Origin of the sequence: Microbacterium sp. C448, assembly GCF_000582705.2 — a bacterium.
Lineage (GTDB): Bacteria > Actinomycetota > Actinomycetes > Actinomycetales > Microbacteriaceae > Microbacterium > Microbacterium lacus_A.
Genome location: NZ_HG779774.1, coordinates 12,560 through 33,326 on the forward strand (window position 1 = coordinate 12,560; position 20,767 = coordinate 33,326).

General features: G+C 68.7%; 19 protein-coding genes. 15 read left to right on the top strand and 4 right to left on the bottom strand.

The window, feature by feature from the left end:
• The first annotated feature begins 90 nt into the window (after nt 1-90).
• The 8 genes from MIC448_RS13385 to MIC448_RS13420 all read left to right on the top strand — a co-directional run bounded on the left by MIC448_RS13385 (nt 91) and on the right by MIC448_RS13420 (nt 8,503).
• Nucleotides 91-759, top strand: a complete 669-nt coding sequence (locus MIC448_RS13385) for a GntR family transcriptional regulator (RefSeq protein ID WP_036300653.1) — start codon at nt 91-93, stop codon at nt 757-759.
• Nucleotides 756-2,282: an MmgE/PrpD family protein gene (locus MIC448_RS13390; protein ID WP_036300656.1), complete on the top strand. Its 1,527-nt coding sequence runs from the start codon at nt 756-758 to the stop codon at nt 2,280-2,282. The genes MIC448_RS13385 and MIC448_RS13390 overlap by 4 nt, the downstream gene beginning before the upstream one ends.
• A complete protein-coding gene (gene prpB / locus MIC448_RS13395; RefSeq protein WP_036300658.1) occupies nt 2,282-3,181 on the top strand; it encodes a methylisocitrate lyase in 900 nt (299 codons plus the stop codon). Before MIC448_RS13390 ends, prpB begins: the two co-directional genes overlap by 1 nt.
• 101 nt (nt 3,182-3,282) lie before the next feature.
• Complete coding sequence (locus tag MIC448_RS13400) at nt 3,283-4,452, top strand: bifunctional 2-methylcitrate synthase/citrate synthase (protein WP_036300661.1); 1,170 nt, start codon at nt 3,283-3,285, stop codon at nt 4,450-4,452.
• Nucleotides 4,453-4,530: 78 nt separating this feature from the next.
• On the top strand, nt 4,531-5,517 hold the full coding sequence (locus MIC448_RS13405; protein WP_051513899.1) for a cytochrome b/b6 domain-containing protein: 987 nt from the start codon (nt 4,531-4,533) through the stop codon (nt 5,515-5,517).
• Between the two features lie 87 nt (nt 5,518-5,604).
• Nucleotides 5,605-6,906, top strand: a complete 1,302-nt coding sequence (locus tag MIC448_RS13410; RefSeq protein ID WP_051513902.1) for a histidine kinase — start codon at nt 5,605-5,607, stop codon at nt 6,904-6,906.
• Complete coding sequence (locus tag MIC448_RS13415) at nt 6,894-7,601, top strand: response regulator transcription factor (protein ID WP_051513905.1); 708 nt, start codon at nt 6,894-6,896, stop codon at nt 7,599-7,601. Before MIC448_RS13410 ends, MIC448_RS13415 begins: the two co-directional genes overlap by 13 nt.
• Nucleotides 7,598-8,503, top strand: a complete 906-nt coding sequence (locus MIC448_RS13420; RefSeq protein WP_051513908.1) for a hypothetical protein — start codon at nt 7,598-7,600, stop codon at nt 8,501-8,503. Before MIC448_RS13415 ends, MIC448_RS13420 begins: the two co-directional genes overlap by 4 nt.
• A gap of 16 nt (nt 8,504-8,519) precedes the next feature.
• Here the strand turns inward: MIC448_RS13420 and MIC448_RS13425 are convergent, their stop codons facing one another.
• A complete protein-coding gene (locus MIC448_RS13425; protein WP_036300662.1) occupies nt 8,520-9,026 on the bottom strand; it encodes a GNAT family N-acetyltransferase in 507 nt (168 codons plus the stop codon).
• A gap of 59 nt (nt 9,027-9,085) precedes the next feature.
• A complete protein-coding gene (locus MIC448_RS13430; RefSeq protein ID WP_036300665.1) occupies nt 9,086-9,295 on the bottom strand; it encodes a hypothetical protein in 210 nt (69 codons plus the stop codon).
• A 135-nt stretch (nt 9,296-9,430) separates the two neighbouring features.
• Here MIC448_RS13430 and MIC448_RS13435 point away from each other — a divergent pair, with 135 nt between their 5' ends.
• Both MIC448_RS13435 and MIC448_RS13440 read left to right on the top strand, forming a co-directional pair.
• The gene (locus MIC448_RS13435; RefSeq protein ID WP_036300667.1) at nt 9,431-9,991 is read left to right on the top strand and encodes a thioesterase family protein; all 561 of its coding nucleotides are present in this window, start codon (nt 9,431-9,433) and stop codon (nt 9,989-9,991) included.
• Nucleotides 9,992-10,059: 68 nt separating this feature from the next.
• The gene (locus MIC448_RS13440; RefSeq protein ID WP_036300670.1) at nt 10,060-13,833 is read left to right on the top strand and encodes a bifunctional proline dehydrogenase/L-glutamate gamma-semialdehyde dehydrogenase; all 3,774 of its coding nucleotides are present in this window, start codon (nt 10,060-10,062) and stop codon (nt 13,831-13,833) included.
• 191 nt (nt 13,834-14,024) lie between these two features.
• On the opposite strand, the gene MIC448_RS13445 is transcribed toward MIC448_RS13440, so the two are convergent.
• Complete coding sequence (locus MIC448_RS13445) at nt 14,025-14,756, bottom strand: hypothetical protein (RefSeq protein WP_036300696.1); 732 nt, start codon at nt 14,754-14,756, stop codon at nt 14,025-14,027.
• Between the two features lie 128 nt (nt 14,757-14,884).
• Here MIC448_RS13445 and MIC448_RS13450 point away from each other — a divergent pair, with 128 nt between their 5' ends.
• From MIC448_RS13450 to rocD, 5 genes are read left to right on the top strand one after another with little or no spacing between them, the layout of a single operon-like run.
• Entirely contained in the window at nt 14,885-15,319 is a 435-nt protein-coding gene (locus tag MIC448_RS13450) for a hypothetical protein (protein ID WP_036300673.1), read from the top strand.
• Nucleotides 15,319-15,555 (top strand): helix-turn-helix transcriptional regulator, encoded by a 237-nt coding sequence (locus tag MIC448_RS13455; protein WP_036300676.1) that lies wholly within the window; start codon nt 15,319-15,321, stop codon nt 15,553-15,555. Before MIC448_RS13450 ends, MIC448_RS13455 begins: the two co-directional genes overlap by 1 nt.
• The gene (locus tag MIC448_RS13460; RefSeq protein ID WP_232711722.1) at nt 15,552-16,940 is read left to right on the top strand and encodes an NAD(P)-dependent alcohol dehydrogenase; all 1,389 of its coding nucleotides are present in this window, start codon (nt 15,552-15,554) and stop codon (nt 16,938-16,940) included. Before MIC448_RS13455 ends, MIC448_RS13460 begins: the two co-directional genes overlap by 4 nt.
• Nucleotides 16,940-17,773, top strand: a complete 834-nt coding sequence (ddaH, locus tag MIC448_RS13465) for a dimethylargininase (RefSeq protein WP_373457234.1) — start codon at nt 16,940-16,942, stop codon at nt 17,771-17,773. Before MIC448_RS13460 ends, ddaH begins: the two co-directional genes overlap by 1 nt.
• Complete coding sequence (rocD, locus tag MIC448_RS13470) at nt 17,770-18,984, top strand: ornithine--oxo-acid transaminase (RefSeq protein WP_036300679.1); 1,215 nt, start codon at nt 17,770-17,772, stop codon at nt 18,982-18,984. The genes ddaH and rocD overlap by 4 nt, the downstream gene beginning before the upstream one ends.
• 18 nt (nt 18,985-19,002) lie before the next feature.
• Here rocD and MIC448_RS13475 read toward each other — a convergent pair whose 3' ends face one another.
• Nucleotides 19,003-20,577, bottom strand: a complete 1,575-nt coding sequence (locus MIC448_RS13475) for a molybdopterin-dependent oxidoreductase (protein ID WP_051513914.1) — start codon at nt 20,575-20,577, stop codon at nt 19,003-19,005.
• Between the last annotated feature and the right edge of the window lie 190 nt (nt 20,578-20,767).

Here is a 20,767-nt window from a genome sequence, read left to right on the forward strand (position 1 = left end):
ATACCTGGGTGGTCGGGTTTGGGGCTTCTCGGTCACGTAGGGCTACTTGTGTATACAATAAGTCGTCTACGTCGAGGGAAGGAGTGTGCCGTGCGAGCCAGCGACCGGGCGTACGCGACTCTCCTCCGCGAGATCCAGGACGGCGACCTCGCATCCGGCGCCGTTCTGGCCGAGGTCGAACAGGCCACACGGCTGGGGGTCAGTCGTACCCCTCTGCGCGAGGCGCTCGGCCGGCTCGCCGCGGACGGACTGGTGGTTCAGCAATCGCCGCGCGTGACGGTCGTCGCGGCGATCGACAACGCGGACATCCGTGGTCTCTTCGAGGTGCGACGCGCGCTGGAAGAAGCCGCCGCGCGTCTCGCGGCTGAGCGGGGTGACGCCGCGGCCTTCGCAGACTTGGCCCGCGCCTTCGGCGAGGCCGATCTCACGGCATCCGAAAGCGTCGAGGACTATTACGCGTTGATCGGCCGGTTCGAGCGCCAACTCGACAGCTCGGTCGCGAACGACTTCTTGACCGCCGCCCTGAGGAACGTCCGCACGCACCTCGTCCGTGTGCGGCGCCTGGCGCGCGACAACCCCGATCGCCTGGCCGCATCCGTCGCCGAGCATCGACTCATTGCCTCGGCGATTGCGGCGGGGGACGCGGACCTCGCCGCCCACGCGACGCACGTGCACCTTCACAACGCGCTCGAGAGCGCGCTCTCCAGCATCACCGAACGCTCGAACACCCCCGCCACGCTTCCGGAAGGCACCTCATGACCCAGCTCCACCACGTGCGCGTCCACCGCAGTGACGAGAACCTGGCGCGCGAAGACCAGCTCGCGTGGAAGATCGCCGAGGTCGCAACCGACCCCGTTGCGGTCGAGCCCGGGGTCTCCGACATGATCATCAACCGGGTGATCGACAACGCCGCCGTCGCCGCGGCCTCGCTGACCCGCGCCCCGGTGAGCGCCGCACGCCAGCAGGCCCTCGACCACGCCGTCTCGGCGAACGGTCGCGGCGGCACGATCTTCGGATGCGCGACCGAGCGCCGAACGAGCCCTGAATGGGCGGCCTGGGCGAACGGCGTGGCGGTCCGCGAGCTCGACTACCACGACACGTTCCTCGCGGCCGAGTACTCGCATCCGGGCGACAACATTCCGCCGATCCTCGCGGTCGCGCAGCACGTCGGCGCGGATGGCGCCGCGCTCGTGCGCGGGCTCGCGACGGGGTATGAGATCCAGATCGACCTCGTGCGCGCGATCTCGCTCCACAAGCACAAGATCGACCACGTCGCTCACCTCGGTCCGTCGGCCGCCGCGGGCATCGGCACTCTGCTCGGGCTCGACGCAGAAACGATCTACCAGGCCGTCAGCCAGGCGTTGCACACGACCACGGCCACGCGGCAGAGCCGCAAGGGCGAGATCTCGACGTGGAAGGCACACGCCCCTGCCTTCGCGGGCAAGATGGCCGTCGAGGCTGTCGATCGCGCGCTGCGTGGCGAAACGAGCCCGTCCCCGATCTACGAGGGCGAGGATGGCGTGATCGCGTGGCTGCTCGATGGCAAGGATGCGTCGTACGACGTTCCGCTCCCCGCTCCGGGTGAGTCCAAGCGCGGCATCCTCGATTCGTACACGAAGGAGCATTCGGCCGAGTATCAGGCGCAGGCGTGGATCGACCTCGCGCGCAAGCTCGGCACAGAGAACCCTGCGCTACGCGATCCCGCGAACATCGAGTCGGTCATCCTTCACACGAGTCACCACACGCACTACGTGATCGGCTCGGGCGCGAACGACCCGCAGAAGTACGACCCGACGGCGTCGCGCGAGACCCTCGACCATTCGATCCCGTACATCTTCACGGTCGCCCTGCAGGACGGGGCGTGGCACCATGTCGACTCGTACCTGCCGGCGCGTGCGGCGCGTGCCGACACCGTCGAGCTGTGGAACAAGGTCACGACGGCCGAGGACGCCGAGTGGACCCGCCGATACCACTCGGAGGACCCGAACGAGAAAGCCTTCGGCGGGCGCGTCGAGATCCGCCTGACGGATGGCTCGACCGTGATCGACGAGATTGCCGTGGCGGACGCGCATCCGCTGGGTGCCCGGCCGTTCGCGCGGGCCGACTACGTCCGCAAGTTCCGTCTGCTGGCCGAGCCCGTGCTCGAGCCGGCCGAGATCGAGCGCTTCCTCGCGCTCGCCGAACGGCTGCCCGAGCTGACCGCCGACGAGGTGGGCAAGCTCACGATCGTCGCGAAGCCCGGGGTGCTCGAGGGTGCCCCGGCGCCGCGGGGGCTGTTCTGATGCTGTACTCCGCGACCCCGCCGGCCGAGAAGCGCCGCCTGTTCCGCGAGCGCCTCGCCACGGGCGAGCTGCTGCGGTTCCCCGGCGCCTTCAACCCGCTGAGTGCCCGCCTGATCGAGCGTAAGGGATTCGAGGGCGTCTACATCTCGGGAGCGGTCCTGGCCGCAGACCTCGGCCTGCCCGACATCGGCCTGACGACGCTCACCGAGGTTGCCGGCCGCGGGCAGCAGATCGCCCGCATGACCGAGCTGCCCGCAATCATCGATGCCGACACCGGCTTCGGTGAGCCCATGAACGTCGCCCGGACGATCCAGACGCTCGAGGACGCCGGAATCGCGGGCGCGCACATAGAAGACCAGATCAACCCGAAGCGTTGCGGGCACCTCGACGGCAAGGCCGTGGTCGACGAGAACACGGCGATCAAACGCATCCGTGCCGCCGTGGACGGCCGCCGTGACCCGAACTTCCTCGTAATGGCGCGCACCGACATCCGCGCTGTGGAGGGGATGGATGCCGCGACCGACCGTGCCAAGGCGCTCGTAGATGCCGGTGCCGACGCGATCTTCCCCGAGGCGATGCGCACGCTCGAGGAGTTCGCCGCGATGCGGGCCGCGGTCCACGTGCCGATCCTGGCCAACATGACCGAGTTCGGCAAGAGCGAACTCTTCACGACCGACCACTTGCGTGACGTCGGGGTGAACATCGTGATCTGGCCGGTCTCTCTGCTGCGGATCGCGATGGGTGCGGCCGGGCGAGCGCTCGACACGCTCGACACCGAGGGGCATCTCACGGGCAAGCTGGATGAGATGCAGCACCGCGCCGACCTTTACGACCTGATCGACTACGAGCAGTACAACCGCTTCGACACCAGCGTCTTCAACTTCACCATCACGAAGTAAAGAGACCCCGGTCGTTGAGCGAGGAGCGCAGCGACGAGACGAAACACGTTTCGACTCACTGCGTTCGCTCAACGACCGAAACAACGGAAGGAGGCAAGCCAATGACCGACATCGAGATCAAGAAGGGCCTAGCGGGAGTCACGGTCGATTACACCGCCGTCAGCAAGGTCAATCCCGAGACGAACTCGTTGCTGTACCGCGGGTATCCCGTGCAGGAGTTGGCGGCGACCCAGCCGTTCGAGGCGGTCGCCTACCTGCTGTGGCACGGTGAGTTGCCGGATGCGGCGCAGTTGGCCGAGTTCGAGGCATCCGAGCGCGCGCAGCGCTCCCTCGATGACAACGTCAAGCAGGCGATCGATCTGCTGCCGCTCGACGCGCACCCGATGGATGTCGTGCGCTCGGCCGTGTCGGTGCTCGGAGCGGCGGCAGCGGATGTCTCGGACAACTCGCCCGCGGCAGACCTCACCAAGGCGAAGTTGCTGTTCGCGAAGATCCCGGCAATGGTCGCCTACGACCAGCGCCGTCGCCGCGGGCAGGACGCGATCCCGCCGCGGGCGGACCTGGACTACTCGCGCAACTTCCTCTGGATGTCCTTCGGCGAGGAGCCCGACGAGGTCGTCGCGCAGGCGTTCAACGTGTCGATGATCCTGTACGCCGAGCATTCCTTCAATGCCTCGACGTTCACGGCGCGCGTCATCACGAGCACGAAGGCCGACCTGTACTCGGCGGTCGTCGGGGCGATCGGGGCGCTCAAGGGTGCCCTGCACGGCGGCGCGAACGAGGCCGTCATGCACATCTTCGACGAGATCGGCTCGGCCTCGAACGTCGTCCCGTGGCTCGATGACGCCCTTGCGAACAAGAAGAAGATCATGGGCTTCGGTCACCGCGTGTACAAGAAGGGTGACTCGCGTGTGCCGACGATGAAGACGGCTCTCGACACGCTGATCGAGCACTACGACGCGGCCGATCTGGGCTCGCTCTACGACGTGCTCGAGAGTGAATTCGTCTCGCGCAAGGGCATCTACCCGAACCTCGACTACCCCTCCGGCCCCGCGTACCACCTCATCGGGTTCGACACCCTGACGTTCACGCCGCTGTTCGTCGCGGCGCGCGTGACCGGATGGACGGCGCACATCATGGAGCAGACGGCGTCGAACGCGCTCATCCGCCCACTGTCGGCCTACAACGGGCCCGACGAGCGACACATCGAGGGGTACGAGCCGACCGAGGCGGAACAGGCGGTGGCCGAGCGGCCGGCCGAGGCCGGCTGAGAGCCTCCTCCCGGCTTCGAGGAGCGAACCGAAGGGCAGGGGCCCGCCGAATAGACTCGAGCGGAAGGAGTGGGCCCCATGAAGACGCCGCTGCCGTTCACCCGCACGGCTTGGCCGGGGGTCGCGGCGTCGAATCGGGACGCCCCGAAACCGGCGCCTCGGCGCATCCGGGGTCTCACGCGTGGTCAGTGGCTGCTCGCTGTGGCAGGTGGCGGCCTGGGGATTGTCTTCGCGACCGGCATGGTCATCGCCCTCGCCCGCTGGTTCGTCAGCCTCGACGAGGTACGCGCATTCCTCGTCACCTACCCCGGCACCTACGCATCGGCCGTCGCCGTCGCCCCCGGCTTTCCCGCCTGGGTGCAGTGGCAGCACTTTTTCAACGTCTTCCTGATGGTGCTGATCATCCGCACCGGCTGGCAGGTCCGCACCGAGAAGCGGCCTGATGCGTTCTGGTCACCGCGTTCGAACAAAAAGCGTCGCATCAGCCTGAACCTGTGGTTTCACAACGCGCTCGACCTGCTCTGGTTCGCGAACGGTGTGATCTTCGTGCTGCTGCTGTTCGTGACCGGGCACTGGGTGCGGCTGGTGCCGACGAGCCTCGAGGTGTTTCCGAACGCTGTGTCGGCGGGTCTGCAGTACGTGTCACTGAACTGGCCGACTGAGAGCGGCTGGGCGAACTACAACAGCCTGCAGCAGTTGGCGTACTTCACGACGGTGTTCGTTGCGGCACCGCTTGCCGCGGTCACGGGAGTCCGGATGTCGGGGGTCTGGCCGAAGAATGCCGCCCGACTGGACCGGGCTTTCCCGATCGAGTGGGCGCGGGCCCTGCACTTCCCGGTGATGCTGTACTTCGTCGTGTTCATCATCGTGCACGTCACCCTCGTGTTCGCGACCGGGGCGCTCCGCAACCTCAACCACATGTACGCCGGCAATGACGGCCTCGGGTGGGCGGGCTTCTGGATCTTCTCCGCCTCGACGGCCGTGATCGTCGCGGCCTGGATCGCCGCGCGACCCATTGTGATCGTGCCCATCGCGCGCCTGTTCGGCAAGGTCAAGACCCGCTGAGGCTCCTGGGCGTGCGGGGGTTATCCCCCGTGGAGTTTCCGGATGCCTCGGGCGCGCGCCGACAGGGCCCAGGCCTACCGTGGTCCTATGTCCTCTTCGGTTGTGTCCAGCACAGTCCTGACCGCCCCGGCACCCGCCGCACGCACACGGTCGCCCCTCGCCTCCCCGGGGCGCATCTCGCTCTCGGCCCTCCACCTCACAGCCCTCGGTCTCGTTGGTCCGATCGTCTTCACGATCCTGATCACCCTGCTGAGCGTCGGCCTGAGCCTCGTGCTGGTGGTCGGCATCGGCCTGATCTTCTTGCTCGCGTTCGTCTATTCGCTCTTCGCGATCGGATGGCTCGAGACGGCGCGCATCGACGGCCTCTACGGCTTCGGTCTTCCGGCGCGTCGCGCCCGGCGCAGCCCCAAGTCCGGGTTCGGCGGATTCTTGCACACGATCTGGCTCCAGTTCGTCGATCCCGGGATGTGGCGCGGGGTTGCGAACTCCGCGATCGCGTCGGTGCTGGGTCTGATCGTGCTCGGGTTCCTGGGCCTTCTGACGTCCGGCATCGTTCTCGCCTTCGCGCCGCTCTTCGCCGATGCCGGTACGGTTCCCCTCGGCAACACGGGGCTCGACGTCGCGACCGCGTGGGCCGTGCCCGCGGGCGTCATCGCGGCGATCTTCTCGCTCGCGGCGGTCATCGGACTGGCCATCCTGCAGGGTGTCATCGCCCGCGCCATCCTGGTTCCCTCCCGCGAGGCGCAGCTCGCCGAGGCGGCGCGCACCTCGAACGTGCAGCGCGCCGGTGCCGTGCGCTCCGCCGAGGTCGAGCGGACGCGCATCGAACGCGATCTGCACGACGGCGTTCAGCCCCGACTCGTCTCGGTCGGCATGACGCTGGGCCTCGCGCAGCAGAAGGTCGACAACGACCCGGCCGCCGCCAAGGCGCTCATCGCCGAGGCGCACACCTCGACCAAAGCCGCGATCACCGAACTTCGCCAGCTTGCCCGGGGCATCCACGCATCCGTCCTGGATGACCGCGGACTCGACGCCGCCCTCTCGGCGCTCGCCTCGCGCTCGCATATTCCCGTCGTGCTCGATGTGCGCCTGACCGCACGGTGCAGCAAGCCGGCCGAGGCCGCCGCCTACTTCGTCATCGCCGAATCGCTCACCAACGCCGCCAAGCATTCTCGGGCGAGCGAGGTACGCGTTCTCGTCCGAGAACGCGAGGGTGGGATGCTGTGGGCCCGCGTCGAAGACAACGGCATCGGCGGCGCACACGTCACCCCCGGCGGCGGGATCGATGGGATCTCGCAGCGCGTGATCGGGGCGGGCGGCTCGTTCCGCCTCGACAGCCCGGTCGGCGGACCGACGACCGTAGAGGTGAGTGTGCCGTGCGCATCCTGATCTGTGAGGACTCGGTCCTGCTGCGCGAAGGACTCGTGCGCCTGCTCGAAGACGCCGGTCACGAGATCGTCGCGGCCCTCCCCGACGCGTCCGAACTCGACGAGACGGTGGCGACGGATGCGCCGGAGCTGTGCATCCTGGACGTCCGACTGCCCCCGACCTTTACCGACGAGGGCATCCGTGCCGCTCTGCGCCTGCGCGCAGCACACCCCGACCTGCCCGTGCTCGTGCTCTCGCAGTACGTCGAGGAGCGCTACGCGACCGAGCTGATCGCCGGTCAGGGTGGCGCACTCGGGTACCTGCTGAAGGACCGGGTGGCCGATGTCACCGAGTTCCTCGAGACGGTCGCCCGCATCGGCGCCGGAGCCACGGTCTTCGACCCCGAGGTCGTCGCCCAGCTGCTCGGTCGCCGACGTCGGGACGAGCGGATGCGCCGGCTCACCGAACGCGAACGCTCCGTCCTCTCGCTCATCGCCGAGGGCAACTCCAACCAGGCCATCGCCCGCGCGCTGCACGTCAGCGAGGGCAGCGTCGAAAAGCACATCACGGCGGTCTTCCAGAAGCTCGATCTGGAGCAGGACGACTCCGGCAACAGGCGCGTGCTCGCAGCACTCGCTCACCTCGAACACGGCACCCCCGCGAACCACGGCGACACCCACCACGGCGACGCCCCCCAGACAGGAGCACTCCGATGACCGACCAGCTCACACCCCCGGCCCCGCCCGTCCCTCCCGCGCCACCCACCGGCCCGGAGGACGGCCCGGGACCCGTGCCCGAGAACAGCCCCAACCCTGCCTCGCAGCCGGCCTCGCAGTCAGCTAGGGTCGTCGCGATCCTCACCGCATCGCTCGGCGGCGTCATCGCCCTCGCGCTCATCGGAACCACCGTGATCTCGACGATCGCGTCGGCGTCGGTGCGCACCGAAACTCAGGTCGTCGACGCCACCGGCATCGACGAGCTCGATGTCGACGTCGCGGCCGGATCATTCCGCATCGACTTCGCCGACGTGGACGACGCGACGCTCGATGTGACCGGCGGATGGGCCGGCGGTGGGTGGACTCTCGAGCGCGACGAGGATGAGCTCATCGTGTCGGCGCCCGACTGGTCCTTCGGTGGCGCCTGGCTCTTCGGGGGCGACGTGCGGGCCACGCTAACGCTGCCGCGCGAGCTCGAAAACGCCGTACTCGATGCGCAATTCTCCGTCGCGGCCGGTGATCTCGAAGCATCCGGTCGCTTCGGCGAACTCGAGGTCGAACTCGGTGCCGGAGAGGTGAACGTTTCGGGCGAGGCGCGTGAGGTGAGCGCGGACATCAGCGCGGGCCGCGCCGAGCTCGACCTGTCGGGTGTGCAGTCCGCCGACCTCACGGTCAGCGCGGGCCAGCTCGACGGTCGATTCGACGGTTCGCAGCCGCAACTCGTCGAGGTGAACGTGAGTGCCGGATCCCTCGACCTGGCGCTCCCGGAGGGTGACTACGACGTCACATCCAACGTGTCTGCCGGCCAGCTCGACAATCGACTCGACACGTCGGCCTCGGCGTCGAACCGGGTCGCGGTGGAGCTGTCAGCCGGTCAGGTCATCCTGCGCAGCGCGGGCTGAACTCAGCGGAGAAAGGTCAGCGGACGAAGCGGACTTCGGTGATCGTCTCGCCGAGGAACGGCTCCTCTTGTGAGGCGCCGTCGAGCGTGAACCCGTTGCGGTGGTAGAAACCGTGGGCCCGCGGGTTGTCGTCCGCGACCCAGAGGTAGATCTTCTCGTCGGCTGGGACGACGGCGTCGAACAGTCGCTGACCGATGCCCGTGCCGTGCCAGGCGGCGAGCAGGTAGATGAAGTAGAGCTCGCGCGACCGCGGGGCGTCATCGTCCCGGGCGGGACCGGCGCCGGCGAAGCCCACGATCTCGCCATTCACGAGGGCGGCGTACTGGATGTAGTCGGGGCCCTGGTTCATCCAGTGGGTCCACAACTCGGCCATGCGCCGGGCGGATACGCTCTCGAGCGCAGCGCGGCTGATGAGGTGGTCGTAGGTCTCGTGCCAGCAGGTGGCGTGGACCCGACCCAACGCCTCGGCGTCTACGTCTCGAACAGGGCGGACAACGACATCGGTCTGGAGCTCGGCTTCCATGGCGAGACTCTACGTCAGCCTCTCGTGCGGGGGAAATCGGGGTGCGCCCGCGATGCGTCTCAGTTCTTGGCGCGGGACCGGTTGACGACGATGTTCACGATCGCGGCGACGATCAGCACCGGCCAGAGGATGATGTTGATCCACGCGCTCACGCCGGCATCACCGCTCATGAACTCGCTGATCGCGAAGTAGGTCAAGAGCAGCCCCGCGATGATGAGGACGATCTGCAGGGTGATGTACGAGCTCGAGCTCAGGGAAGTACGCGCCATGGTGCGACCCTATATATCGCCGCGGTGGAATCCCCTGCGTTCGGCGGACGACACGCGGGACATCGGATGTCGGGAGCCCACAACGAATCTTGACGGATTCGACGGCGGGCCCGGCCGTCGGTAGCGTCACGCTTCGTGAATGTGATCTGGCGCACCCTTCTCGTGATGCTGGCCGCGCGGCGTCGGTTGCGGCGCGACGGGCTGCTCGCGCCGACTGCGGTGGGACGCATCCGGCTGCGAACGCTTCCCACGGACATCGACGTGCTGCGGCACATGAACAACGGCCGGTATCTCTCGCTGTTCGACCTCGGGCGCTGGGACCTGCTCGTGCGCACGGGCCTCGCCGATGCGATGCGCAAGCACGGCTGGTACGCGGTGGTCTCGAGCGAGACGATCACCTTTCGCAAGTCGCTCGGGCTCTGGCAGCGCTTCACGCTCGAGTCTCGCCTTATCGGTCACGACGACCGGGCGATCTACCTCGAGCATCGTGCCGTCGTGGATGGCGAGATCTACGCGCGTGCCATCATCCGTGCCCGGATGCTGAAGCGCTCGGGCGGTTCGCTCGGTCACGAGGAGCTGTTCGCGGCGGTCGGGCGTCCCGAGGGATTGCCCGAGGTGCCGGACTGGGTGCACGAGTGGGCCGCGGCATCCACCCTGCCCTCGCCTCGGTCTGCGGCGCCAAGCGACTGGTCCTGACCCCTCTCGCAGATCGACGCGCCGAGGTGAGCCGGGCCCGGCCGAGGGCACGGACATAGGCTGAGGAAATGCCTGAGCTCGAGCCGAATGACGCCTCGTCCGAGCGGACGGATGCGCGCGAATCAGAGGCCGTGCGCCTGGCCGAGAAGTGGGTCGCGGAGTCCGCCGAGGGTGCTGTCGACCCGGCGGCGCGCCGCCTGGCCGGGATCCTCGGTGACCGCAATGGGTTGCCCTTCACCGTGGGGTTCGTGGACGGCGTCATGCGCCCCGAAAGCCTGGTGGCCGCGGCATCCCACCTGCACCGAGTCGCCCCGCTCGTGCCCGAGTTCTTGCCCTGGTACCTCCGCGCCGCCGTGCGCCTCGGCGGTCAGGTCGCGCCCGCCCTGCCGAGCCCGGTCGTGCCGATCGCGCGGCGCGTGCTGCGCGAGATGGTGGGCCACCTCGTCGTCGACGCGCGCCCGGCGAAGCTGGGTCCCGCGATCGAGCGGCTACGCGCCGACGGGTCGCGTCTGAACCTCAACCTGCTGGGCGAGGCGGTTCTGGGTGAGGCCGAGGCGCGGCGGCGGCTCGATGGCATTCACGAGTTGATCCTCCGCCCGGACGTCGACTACGTCTCGGTCAAGGTCTCGGCGATCGTCTCCTCCGTATCGATGTGGGCGTTCGACGACACCGTCGAGCGGGTCGTGGAGCGCCTGCTGCCGCTCTACCTCAGTGCGGCACAGGATGGCACCTTCATCAATCTCGACATGGAGGAGTACCGCGACCTCGACCTGACGATCGCGGTGTTCACGCGCCTGCTGGAGGACCCGCGCCTGACCTCGCTCGAGGCGGGCATCGTGCTGCAGGCCTACCTGCCGGATGCCCTTCCTGCCCTGCGCGAGTTGACGGCGTGGGCCCGTGTCCGCGTCGCGGCGGGGGGTGCGCGCATCAAGGTGCGCCTGGTCAAAGGCGCAAACCTCGCCATGGAGCGGGTGGATGCCGTGATGCACGGCTGGACGCTGGCCACCTACGACAGCAAGCTCGACACCGACGCCAACTACCTGCGCTGCCTCGACGAGGCTCTCCGCCCCGAGGTGACGGCCGCCGTGCGGCTGGGAATCGCCGGGCACAACCTGTTCGACATCGCCTACGCCTGGCTGCTCGCCGGCGAGCGCGGTGTGCGGGACGACGTCGACGTCGAAATGCTGTTGGGGATGGCGCAGGCACAGGTCAAGGCGGTCGAGCGCGAAGTGGGGCAGGTGCTGCTCTACGTTCCCGTCGTCCGCCCCGACGAGTTCGATGTCGCCATCAGTTACCTCGTCCGTCGACTGGAAGAGAGCGCGTCGAGCGAGAACTTCCTCTCCGCCGCTTTCGACCTCCACCACGACCCGGCCCTGTGGCAGCGCGAACGCGCGCGCTTCGGATCGTCCATCGCGCGTGCATCCGAGGCCTCCCTGCCGACCGGTCCGCGCCGTCGTCCGCGGGCCGACCTCGTCACCCGTGAACCCTCCGTTTCCGGTGATGTGGATCTGGACGAGACTCTGCCGGCCATTCGTCGCCCCGCGCCCGCGGAACCCGAAGCAGGGCTCACGCAGGTCGTGCTCGGCATCGCCGAGGGGGCGAACGCGGGCACGCTCGGCGAGTTCGATGCCCCCGCGCCTTCGCCCTTCCGGTTCAGCGACGACCTCATCGAGACCGCCGTCTACGCGCCGCGTGAGAAGGGCGCGGATGCGGCGGCTCTCGGTATCTCGAATACGCGGTTCTCCAACGCCCGAGACTCCGATCCGTCCCTGCCCGAGACGCGCCTGTGGGCGGCTGACATCCTGGCCCGCGTACCCGGCTCCGAGGCAGGAATTCGCACGATCCTCGCCGCCCGGGTCGACTCCGAACCGCGGCTCGACGATCTCGTCGCTCGGACGCGCGACGCGGGCGGCGCCTGGGGTGCACGGTCTGCCGCCGAGCGCGCCGCGATTCTGCAGCGCGCCGCATCCGTTCTCGAAGCCCGTCGCGGGGACCTGATCGAGGTCGCCGCATCCGAGACGGGGAAGGTGTTCGCGGAGGCGGACGTCGAGGTCAGCGAAGCCGTCGATTTCGCCCGCTATTACGCGGCATCCGCCCGCGAACTCGACGCCGTCAGCGGCGCCGTCTTCGTGCCCGCGCGGTTGACCCTGGTCGCACCGCCCTGGAATTTTCCGCTCGCGATCCCCGCCGGTGGTGTGCTTGCGGCGCTCGCCGCCGGATCCGCCGTGGTGTTCAAGCCGGCGCCCCAGGCGCGGCGCTGCGCCGCTGTGCTCGCCGACGCCCTCTGGGACGCCGGGGTGCCCCGTGACGTTCTCGCCCTCGTGGATATCGAGGAGGGCGAACTCGGGCGGCAGCTCGTCACGCACGAGGGCGTCGATCGGGTCATCTTGACGGGTTCGTGGGAGACGGCGGCGCTCTTTCGTTCGTGGCGCCCCGATCTGCCCCTGCTTGCGGAGACGAGCGGCAAGAACGCGATGATCATCACGTCGACCGCGGATCTGGATCTCGCGGCACGCGACCTGGTGCGGAGCGCATTCGGTCATGCCGGACAGAAGTGCTCGGCCGCGAGCCTCGCGATTCTCGTCGGCCCGGTCGCGCGGTCCCGTCGGTTCGCCCGCCAGCTCGTCGATGCGACTGCGTCGCTGCGGATCGGGATGCCGGAGGACCCGCGCTCCGATGTCGGACCCCTGATCGAGCCCCCGACGGGCAAGCTCGACTGGGCACTGACGACACTCGACGACGGCGAGCGCTGGCTCGTGCAGCCACGGCCGCTCGATGCCGAACGGCGGCTCTGGACCCCCGGCATCCGTACCGGTGTGGAAGCGGGGTCGCGCTTTCACCGTGAGGAGTTCTTCGGCCCCGTCCTCGGAATCATGCGCGCCGGGTCGCTCGAGCAGGCGATCGAGCTGCAGAATGCCGTCGACTACGGGCTGACGGCCGGGCTCTACACGCAGGACCCGGCCGACCTGCAGCGGTGGCTCGAGAGTGTCGAAGCCGGCAACCTGTACGTCAACCGCGGCATCACGGGCGCGATCGTGCGGCGCCAACCGTTCGGTGGCTGGAAGCGCTCGTCGGTCGGCGCCGGAACGAAGGCCGGCGGACCGAACTATCTGGTGGGCCTCGGGTCGTGGCGTCCGTCGGCGGGCGGTGCGCGCTCGACGTCGCTGCACCTGCGCGGGCTCGACTCGCGCCTGACCGCGATCATCGAGGCGGCTCAGGCCACGCTCGACTACGAGGCCTTCGAGTGGGTGCGCCGCGCAGCCCTGTCGGATGCCATCTCGTGGGATCGCGAGTTCGGGCAGGTGCGCGATGTCTCGCGCCTCGGCGTCGAGCGCAACCTCTTCCGATACCGCCCCGTCCCCGTCGCCGTACGCGCGGCGGGCGACGCCGACTGGCGTGCCGTGCTGCGCGTGGTGCTGGCCGGTGTTCGTGCTCGGTCACGCTTCTCGCTGAGCGCCCCAGTCGCGCTACCGCCGGCCGTTCGTCGTGTCCTGTCCGAGCTGGATGTGGAGGTGCGCGTCGAAACCGACGAGCAGTGGATCGAGCGGATGGCGAAGCGCGCGGCCGAGGTCGTGGCGGCGTCTCTGCTTTCGGCGGGCGCGGACGACGTGGCTGTCGCCCCGGAGCCGCGCGCGCGTCTGGTCGGATCGCCGGGGGCGGTCGCGTCCCTCACCGCGGCCCTCGCGGAAGCCACGGGCGGCTACCCGGACCTGGCCGTGTATGCCGACGAAGTGACGACCGCGGCCCGGATCGAGTTGCTGCCGTTCTTGCGTGAGCAGTCGATCTCGATCACGGCCCATCGCTTCGGAACGCCCGACCCGTGGAGTGAAGCCGTCATCTAAGGCTTCTCAGCGCGGGGATCGCGAAAAGATAAAGAATTTATCTTTCTAGACCTTGCTCCGATCACCCACAACTATTGCTGTGGGGGGATGAGTAACGCCGTCCGGATTCGGGCTCGACGGCGGGTCTCTCTCGCTGAGTGATCAGCGACCCCGGCCGCCCGCAATCTGAGTCGGGCGGCCGGGGGACGCTCTCAGGCTCGAGCGGATCCGTCGGCGGGATCCTCGAGCGGAACGGTGAAGCCCTCGATCATGCCGAGGATGCTGATGCCGAACAGTGTCCACTCGCCGCTCGGTACGTCCGCCCCCTCGGGGATGTCGTATGTCGGATGGTTCAAGCCCTCCGCGGCGCGAATGGCGAAGCCCTCGCCGAGCGCCGCCATCGCCTCCGTGAAGTCGACGATCGTCAGGGGCTCACGCATCCGTCGTCCGTAGTGGCGAAGCAGCGCGCCGTAGAACTCGGCGAACGCGTCGATCGATTCGCGATGGCGAACGGCGCTCGCCGCACGGAGCTCGGGCCAGGCGCCCGCCGCGGTTCGGAGGGCGAGGGCCGTGATGAATGCGTGGGAGTCGCGGGATTCGGGCTCGAGGTGGAACTTGGACGAATAGGTGACCTGGTCGAGCGCCGCCGCGCGCACGACCTCTTCAAGTGGCCCGTTTGCGGCCACGATGTCCTTGATGGCGATCGTCGCGCTCGTGACCGGCGGGGCGAACCGCACGCCGACCATAGCGACGGCGAGATCGCGGTGAAAGTCGTCTTGATCGGTCCAGATCCGGTACGCCGCGCCTGTGGTGAGGCCGACGGAGCGCAGCACCTCTTGCAGTCGGACGTGCTGCACGCCCGCGGTGACCCCTCGTTCGAGCAGCAACTGGATGGCTGCCTCGAGGATGAGGGCCCGAGTTTCGTCGGCGGTACGGCGCGGCATCTTCATAGCCTGGCAGGATTTCGGGTCGGTTTCCGTCTCGCTCTCGGCGCATGTCAAGAAAACTTGACATGCGATGCGCGGTCACAGTACCGTGACGATGTCAACAATTCTAAACATCGGAGCGGATCGTGGTCTACGAAGAACGCAACACTTGGGTCGGGCTCATCGTCAGCGTGATCGGCGTGGGGGTCTACGTATTGCTGGTGCTGCAGCAGGCCGGCGACGGTCCGCTGACCGACGTCGTGTGGTGGCCGATCATGCTGTGGACGATCCTCGGGAGCATCGTCGCCTCCATCGTGATCAGCATCCTGTGGGGGGTCCTCGCCGGCATGCGCGATCGCGACGGCGTCGGAAAATCCGATCAACGCGATCGAGACATCGCCCACATGGGCGGCCGCGTCGGACAGGCGTTCATGGTGGTCGCAGGACTCGGCGTGATCGTGCAGAGCGCGCTCCGGGTGGATTGGTTCTGGATCGCGAACACGATGTTCGCAGGATTCGCCCTCTCGGCTTTCGTCGGGGGAATCGCGAGCATCATCGCCTATCGGCGGGGGCTCGTCTGATGGTGAAACCCACGCGGGTGACGAACTCGATCCGGATCATCCGCGAGGGGGCAGGTCTCACCCAGGCCGAACTCGCCGCACAGATCGGGGTGACGCGACAGACCCTCATCGCGATCGAACAGGGCAAGTACTCACCGAGCCTCGAACTCGCATTCCAGATCGCGCGCGTCTTCGCGGTCGGACTCGACGACATCTTCCAGTACCCCGCCGACCCCTCTGCGAAGGAAAGATCATGACGGATCCATCGGTCCCTGAAACGATGACGGCTTGGCGTCAGCCGGCCTACGGCGGCCCCGAGACCGTGCAGTCGGCGCGCGTCCCGGTGCCCGAGCCGGGCGCGGGCGAGGTTCTCGTGCGCGTTCGGGCCACGGCCCTACACGCGGGCGACGTCCACATCATGCGCGGCGAGCCGCTGCTGGTCCGGGCCTTCTTCGGGCTGCGCGGACCGAAGATCGCGACGCGCGGGATGGATGTCGCGGGCACGGTCGCTGCGATCGGGCCGGGGGTGGACGCTCCCGCTGTCGGCGATGAGGTCGTCGGCGAGCTGCCGGGCGGCGGGCTTGCCGAGTACGCGATCGCGCCGGCCGGTCGCGTCGTGGCTCGACCGGCGGCGATCGATGCGGTCGCGGCTGCCGCGCTGCCCGTCTCTGCAGGGACGGCCTGGCAGGCCCTCGACCTCGCGGGCGGTCGGGTGGGGGCTGGCCGCCGCGTGCTGGTGGTCGGGGCGAGCGGGGGAGTCGGCACCTATACGGTTCAGCTTGCCGCACTCCGGGGCGCCGAGGTGTGGGCGATCTGCGGGGCCCGTAACGAGCGACTCGTCGCCGATCTCGGGGCCGCGCGCACGTTCGACTACGTGCGGGTCGACGCCGGGGCTTCACCGGCCGAGTTGCCCGCGGCATCCTTCGACGCCGTCATCGACATCGTGGGCCGCGCCCCGCTGCGTGCCCTTCGCCGCCTTGTCACTCCCGGGGGCAGCGTCATCCTGGTGTCGGGCGAGGGTGGCCGGGTTCTCGGACCCCTCGGACGGATGCTCCGCGCCGGGCTGCTCTCGCTCACGCCAGGCCCGCGACTCAAGCCTCTCGCGGCGACCGCCAAGCCTGACATCACCCGTCAGCTTCTCGCGCTGGTCGTCGAGGGTCGGTTGCGTCCGGTGATCGAGCGGACGTATGCCCTGGCCGACGCTCGCGCACGTCGACGCGGGGCACACGGTCGGCAAGGTCGTCGTCATGGCCGGGTGAGCGGTCGCGCGACGGGAGTCATGTCCCACTTTTCCTCGCTTTCGGCCCGCTATAGCGGGAGAAAGTGGGACATCAGCTTCAGGGATGTCCCACTTTGCGGTGATTCCGCCCGCCATACCGAGCGGAAGTGGGACATGGACGCTGGGGGTGGTGATCGCGCGCGGAACGCCCGGGGTGAGAGAATGCCCGTGGCGTGTTCGTGCCGACCTTTCCTCGCCGTTCCCCGGGAACCCGAGTCGAAGGGCCGCCGAACCTCAGGACAGCGTCCGCCGCACCTCTACAAGGAGCAGAGATGTCGACGCACCCCCTTTCCCCCGCAGCGGAAGCCGCCCACACGCAGGCCCCGCGCATCGTCCGCACCGCGCAGCACCGCCGATACCTGATGTGTCGGCCCGACCACTTCACGGTCAGTTACAGCATCAATCCGTGGATGGAGCCCAGCCGCCCGACCAACACCGAGACGGCGCTGCGGCAGTGGCAGACCCTCTACGACACGTACATCGCGCTCGGCCACGAGGTCGAGCTGATCGATCCCGTGCCGGGGCTGCCCGACATGGTCTACACGGCCAACGGCGGATTCCTGATCGACGGCGTCGTGTACGGGCCGAAGTTCCACTTCGTCGAGCGGGCACCCGAAGCCGCGCATTTCAACGCCTGGTTCGCCGCGAACGGGTTCGAGCTCGCCGAGGCCGTCGAGGTCAACGAGGGCGAGGGCGACTTCCTGCTCGTCGGTGAGACGATCCTCGCCGGAACGGGTTTTCGCTCGACGGGCGACAGTCACCGCGAGGTGGGCGACGTCTTCGGGCGCGAGGTTGTGAGCCTGACGCTCACCGACCCCCGGTTCTATCACCTCGACACCGCGATCGCCGTGCTCGACCCCGTGCAGGGTGCCGAGCGTGGAGGACCCGACCACGCCACCATCGCCTACCTGCCCCAGGCGTTCGACTCCGCGAGCCAGGCGATTCTCGCCGAGCGGTACCCTGACGCCATCCGCGTCTCGGAGGCGGACGGTGATGTCTTCGGCCTGAACTCGGCGAGTGACGGACTGAACGTGCTGATCTCGCCCCGCGCGACGGGCTTCGAGGCCCAACTGCGCGAGCGGGGTTACAACCCGATCCTGATCGACCTGTCCGAACTGCTGCTCGGCGGCGGCGGGATCAAGTGCTGCACGCTGGAACTTCGCGCTGCAGACAAGCAGAGGGGCCGCGCATCATGACGAATCTCGACACCGCCAGCATCCGCGTCGTCGCGCTCGAAGACGAACGCCTCGCCCACAACTACCACCCGCTGCCGGTCGTCATCGCGCGGGGCGAGGGGGCGTGGGTGACGGATGTCGAGGGCAAACGCTACCTCGACCTGCTTTCGGCCTACTCGGCGCTCAACTTCGGCCACGGACATCCGGCGATCCTCGAGGCCGCGCACGAGCAGCTCGATCGCCTGACGCTGACCAGTCGGGCGTACCACAACGACCGGCTCGGTCCCTTTGCCGCGGCGCTCGCCGAGCTCGCGGGCAAAGACATGGTGCTGCCGATGAACACGGGTGCCGAGGCCGTCGAGACCGGCATCAAGGTCGCGCGGGCCTGGGGGTATCGGGTCAAGGGCATCACCCCGGATGCGGCAACCATCATCGTCGCGGACGGCAACTTCCACGGCCGCACCACCACGATCGTCGGCTTCAGCGACGACCCGCAGGCGCGCGATGACTTCGGGCCGTTCGCGCCCGGCTTCGTGCACGTTCCGTTCGGCGACGCGGCCGCGATCGAGGCCGCGATCGACGAGAGCACCGCGGCCGTGCTGATCGAGCCGATCCAGGGTGAGGCGGGCGTGATCGTGCCGCCGGAGGGCTACCTGCGCGCCGTGCGTGAGATCACGGAGCGCCACGGGGTGCTCATGATCGCGGACGAGATCCAGTCCGGCCTCGGCCGTGTCGGCACGACGTTCGCGTGCGATCGTGAGGGCGTTGTACCCGACGTGTACCTGCTCGGCAAGGCGCTCGGTGGCGGCATCCTGCCGCTTTCTGCTGTCGTCGCGAACGCCGACGTGCTGGGAGTCATCCGGCCCGGCGAGCACGGGTCGACGTTCGGCGGTAACCCGCTGGCCGCCGCGGTCGGTCTGCGGGTCGTCGAGATGCTCGCGTCGGGTGAGTTTCAGGAGCGTGCCCTCGCGCTGGGTGAACACCTCGGGGTGAAGCTCGCCGAGCTGGTCGGCTCCGGCGTGACCTCCGTGCGCCGGGCGGGACTGTGGGCCGGTGTCGACATCGATCCGGCGTTCGGCACGGGCCGCGAGGTCGCCGAACGCTTGCTTGCGCGCGGGGTGCTCGTGAAGGACACGCACGGACAGACCATCCGGATCGCCCCGCCGCTCGTTGTCCGGGCGACCGAGCTCGACTGGGCGGTCGAGCAGCTGCGGGTCGTTCTCGCGGGCTGAGCCCCGTCGCTTCGAGACTCAGCTCACGTTGATGCTCAGCTCGTCCCAGCCCGTCGCGCCATCGGGCACGACGCCCTGCACGTCGCTCGTCTGCGTTTCGCCGTCGACGTTCGTCGCGCGGCAGCGGATCGTGTGTTCTCCGGATGTCGCTGCCCACGGCAGACTCCACTGCACCCACGTGTCGTCCGAGATCGCGGTGGCAAGCGTCGCGTCCTGCCAGTCGCCGCCATCGATCTGGACCTCGACACCCGCGATACCGACGTGCTGCTGCCACGCGACCCCGGCGATAACCGTGTCACCGGCCGCGAGTACCGAGCCACTGCGGGGGACATCGATGCGCGACTGCAGCTTGATGGGGCCGAGTTCGGACCACCCGCGGTCGGTCCAGTACGCGGTCGCGTCGGCGAAGGTTGTGACCTCCATCTCAACGACCCACTTCGTCGCCGAGACGTAGCCGTAGAGGCCCGGGACGACCATCCGCACGGGGAAACCGTGCTCGGCGGGCAGGGGGTTGCCGTTCATCCCGACCGCGAGAATCGCGTTGCGGTCGTCGGTCAGTGCCTCGATCGGGCTGCTCGCCGTGAAACCGTCGACGGAGCGCGAGAGCACCATGTCGGCACCGGCCTGTGGGCGTGCGCGCTCAAGCAGGAGGCGGATCGGATAGCCAAGCCACAGGGCGTTTCCGATCAGGTCTCCGCCCACCTCGTTCGAGACACAGGTCAGCGTCGTGACGCTCTCTTCCAGGGGAAGCGCGAGCAGCTCGTCCCAGCCGATCGTCACCTCTTCTTCGACCATCCCGTGGATGCGCAGCGACCACTCGGCAGGGTCGACCTGTGGCACGATCAGCGCGGTGTCGATGCGGTAGAACTGGTCGTTCGGCGTGATGACGGGGGTGAGGCCCTCGATGTTCAGCTCGGCGCTCGTCGGCACCGGTGCCGCCGTGGTCGCCGGAGTCGGAAGACGGATGGCGTCACGAACGGCCGTCGAGGCACGGCTGCCCGAGCGCACCACGGTGGAACCGACGGCAGCAAAGCCTCCGATCACCGCGGCCCCGACGCTCCAGACAAGGAACCGGCGTCGGTCCGGATCGGCACCGTCCCGCACAGGAGTGCTCGGCGCATCCGTGCCCGCCGTACTCGCCGGGGTCCGCCACGGGAGCCGCCGGACGATCATGCCGAGCGCGATCGCGGCCGCCGCGGCCGAGATCACCGAGGGCAGCCACGAGATCCCCGTCGCGTTCGCCCGGGTCATGGCGGCCAGGACACCGAACGCGCCGAGAGCCAGAACGATGACGCGGCCCCAGGGCGGTCGTCGCGTGTCGATCAGACCCGCCGCGGCGGCGACGAGCGCGAGGACCACAGCGATGCCGGTGAGCAGCGCGATCTTGTCGAGGGTGCCGAAGAGAGCGATCGCCAGATCCTTGGCCCACGGTGGGGCGAGGTCGATCATGAGGGAGCCGATGCTCGCCGTCGGGCTGGCCGTGGGGGAGGTGATCGCCGCTGCCAACTCGCCGAGACCTGCCCCGAATGCGACGGCGGCGATGCCGGCCCAACCCGCCGAAACACGGCCCGGTTGCCGCTCGCTCTGCGTCATGGTCAGAGCCTACGTGCGCCCACTCCGCGGCGGGCGGGGCTGAGCAGTGCATTCGCTATGAGGCATCGCCGACCTGTGCGGGCCGCGCCGGGACTGAAACATCGCGGCAACACGGCCCGGACTAGGCTCAGGGCATGGGTGACCTTTTCGACGGCTACGGCTCGACTCTTGCGCCGCGGAAGACAGCCGG

What these genes read in the sequence shown, in the direction of transcription:
- MIC448_RS13420 (WP_051513908.1), top strand. Translation starts at nt 7,598, where the DNA reads ATGACCGACCAGCTCACACCCCCGGCCCCGCCCGTCCCTCCCGCGCCA.
- prpB (WP_036300658.1), top strand. Translation starts at nt 2,282, where the DNA reads ATGCTGTACTCCGCGACCCCGCCGGCCGAGAAGCGCCGCCTGTTCCGC.
- MIC448_RS13405 (WP_051513899.1), top strand. Translation starts at nt 4,531, where the DNA reads ATGAAGACGCCGCTGCCGTTCACCCGCACGGCTTGGCCGGGGGTCGCG.
- MIC448_RS13410 (WP_051513902.1), top strand. Translation starts at nt 5,605, where the DNA reads ATGTCCTCTTCGGTTGTGTCCAGCACAGTCCTGACCGCCCCGGCACCC.
- MIC448_RS13400 (WP_036300661.1), top strand. Translation starts at nt 3,283, where the DNA reads ATGACCGACATCGAGATCAAGAAGGGCCTAGCGGGAGTCACGGTCGAT.
- MIC448_RS13455 (WP_036300676.1), top strand. Translation starts at nt 15,319, where the DNA reads ATGGTGAAACCCACGCGGGTGACGAACTCGATCCGGATCATCCGCGAG.
- MIC448_RS13430 (WP_036300665.1), bottom strand. Translation starts at nt 9,295, where the DNA reads ATGGCGCGTACTTCCCTGAGCTCGAGCTCGTACATCACCCTGCAGATC.
- rocD (WP_036300679.1), top strand. Translation starts at nt 17,770, where the DNA reads ATGACGAATCTCGACACCGCCAGCATCCGCGTCGTCGCGCTCGAAGAC.
- MIC448_RS13440 (WP_036300670.1), top strand. Translation starts at nt 10,060, where the DNA reads ATGCCTGAGCTCGAGCCGAATGACGCCTCGTCCGAGCGGACGGATGCG.
- MIC448_RS13425 (WP_036300662.1), bottom strand. Translation starts at nt 9,026, where the DNA reads ATGGAAGCCGAGCTCCAGACCGATGTCGTTGTCCGCCCTGTTCGAGAC.
- ddaH (WP_373457234.1), top strand. Translation starts at nt 16,940, where the DNA reads ATGTGTCGGCCCGACCACTTCACGGTCAGTTACAGCATCAATCCGTGG.
- MIC448_RS13445 (WP_036300696.1), bottom strand. Translation starts at nt 14,756, where the DNA reads ATGCCGCGCCGTACCGCCGACGAAACTCGGGCCCTCATCCTCGAGGCA.
- MIC448_RS13460 (WP_232711722.1), top strand. Translation starts at nt 15,552, where the DNA reads ATGACGGATCCATCGGTCCCTGAAACGATGACGGCTTGGCGTCAGCCG.
- MIC448_RS13475 (WP_051513914.1), bottom strand. Translation starts at nt 20,577, where the DNA reads ATGACGCAGAGCGAGCGGCAACCGGGCCGTGTTTCGGCGGGTTGGGCC.
- MIC448_RS13390 (WP_036300656.1), top strand. Translation starts at nt 756, where the DNA reads ATGACCCAGCTCCACCACGTGCGCGTCCACCGCAGTGACGAGAACCTG.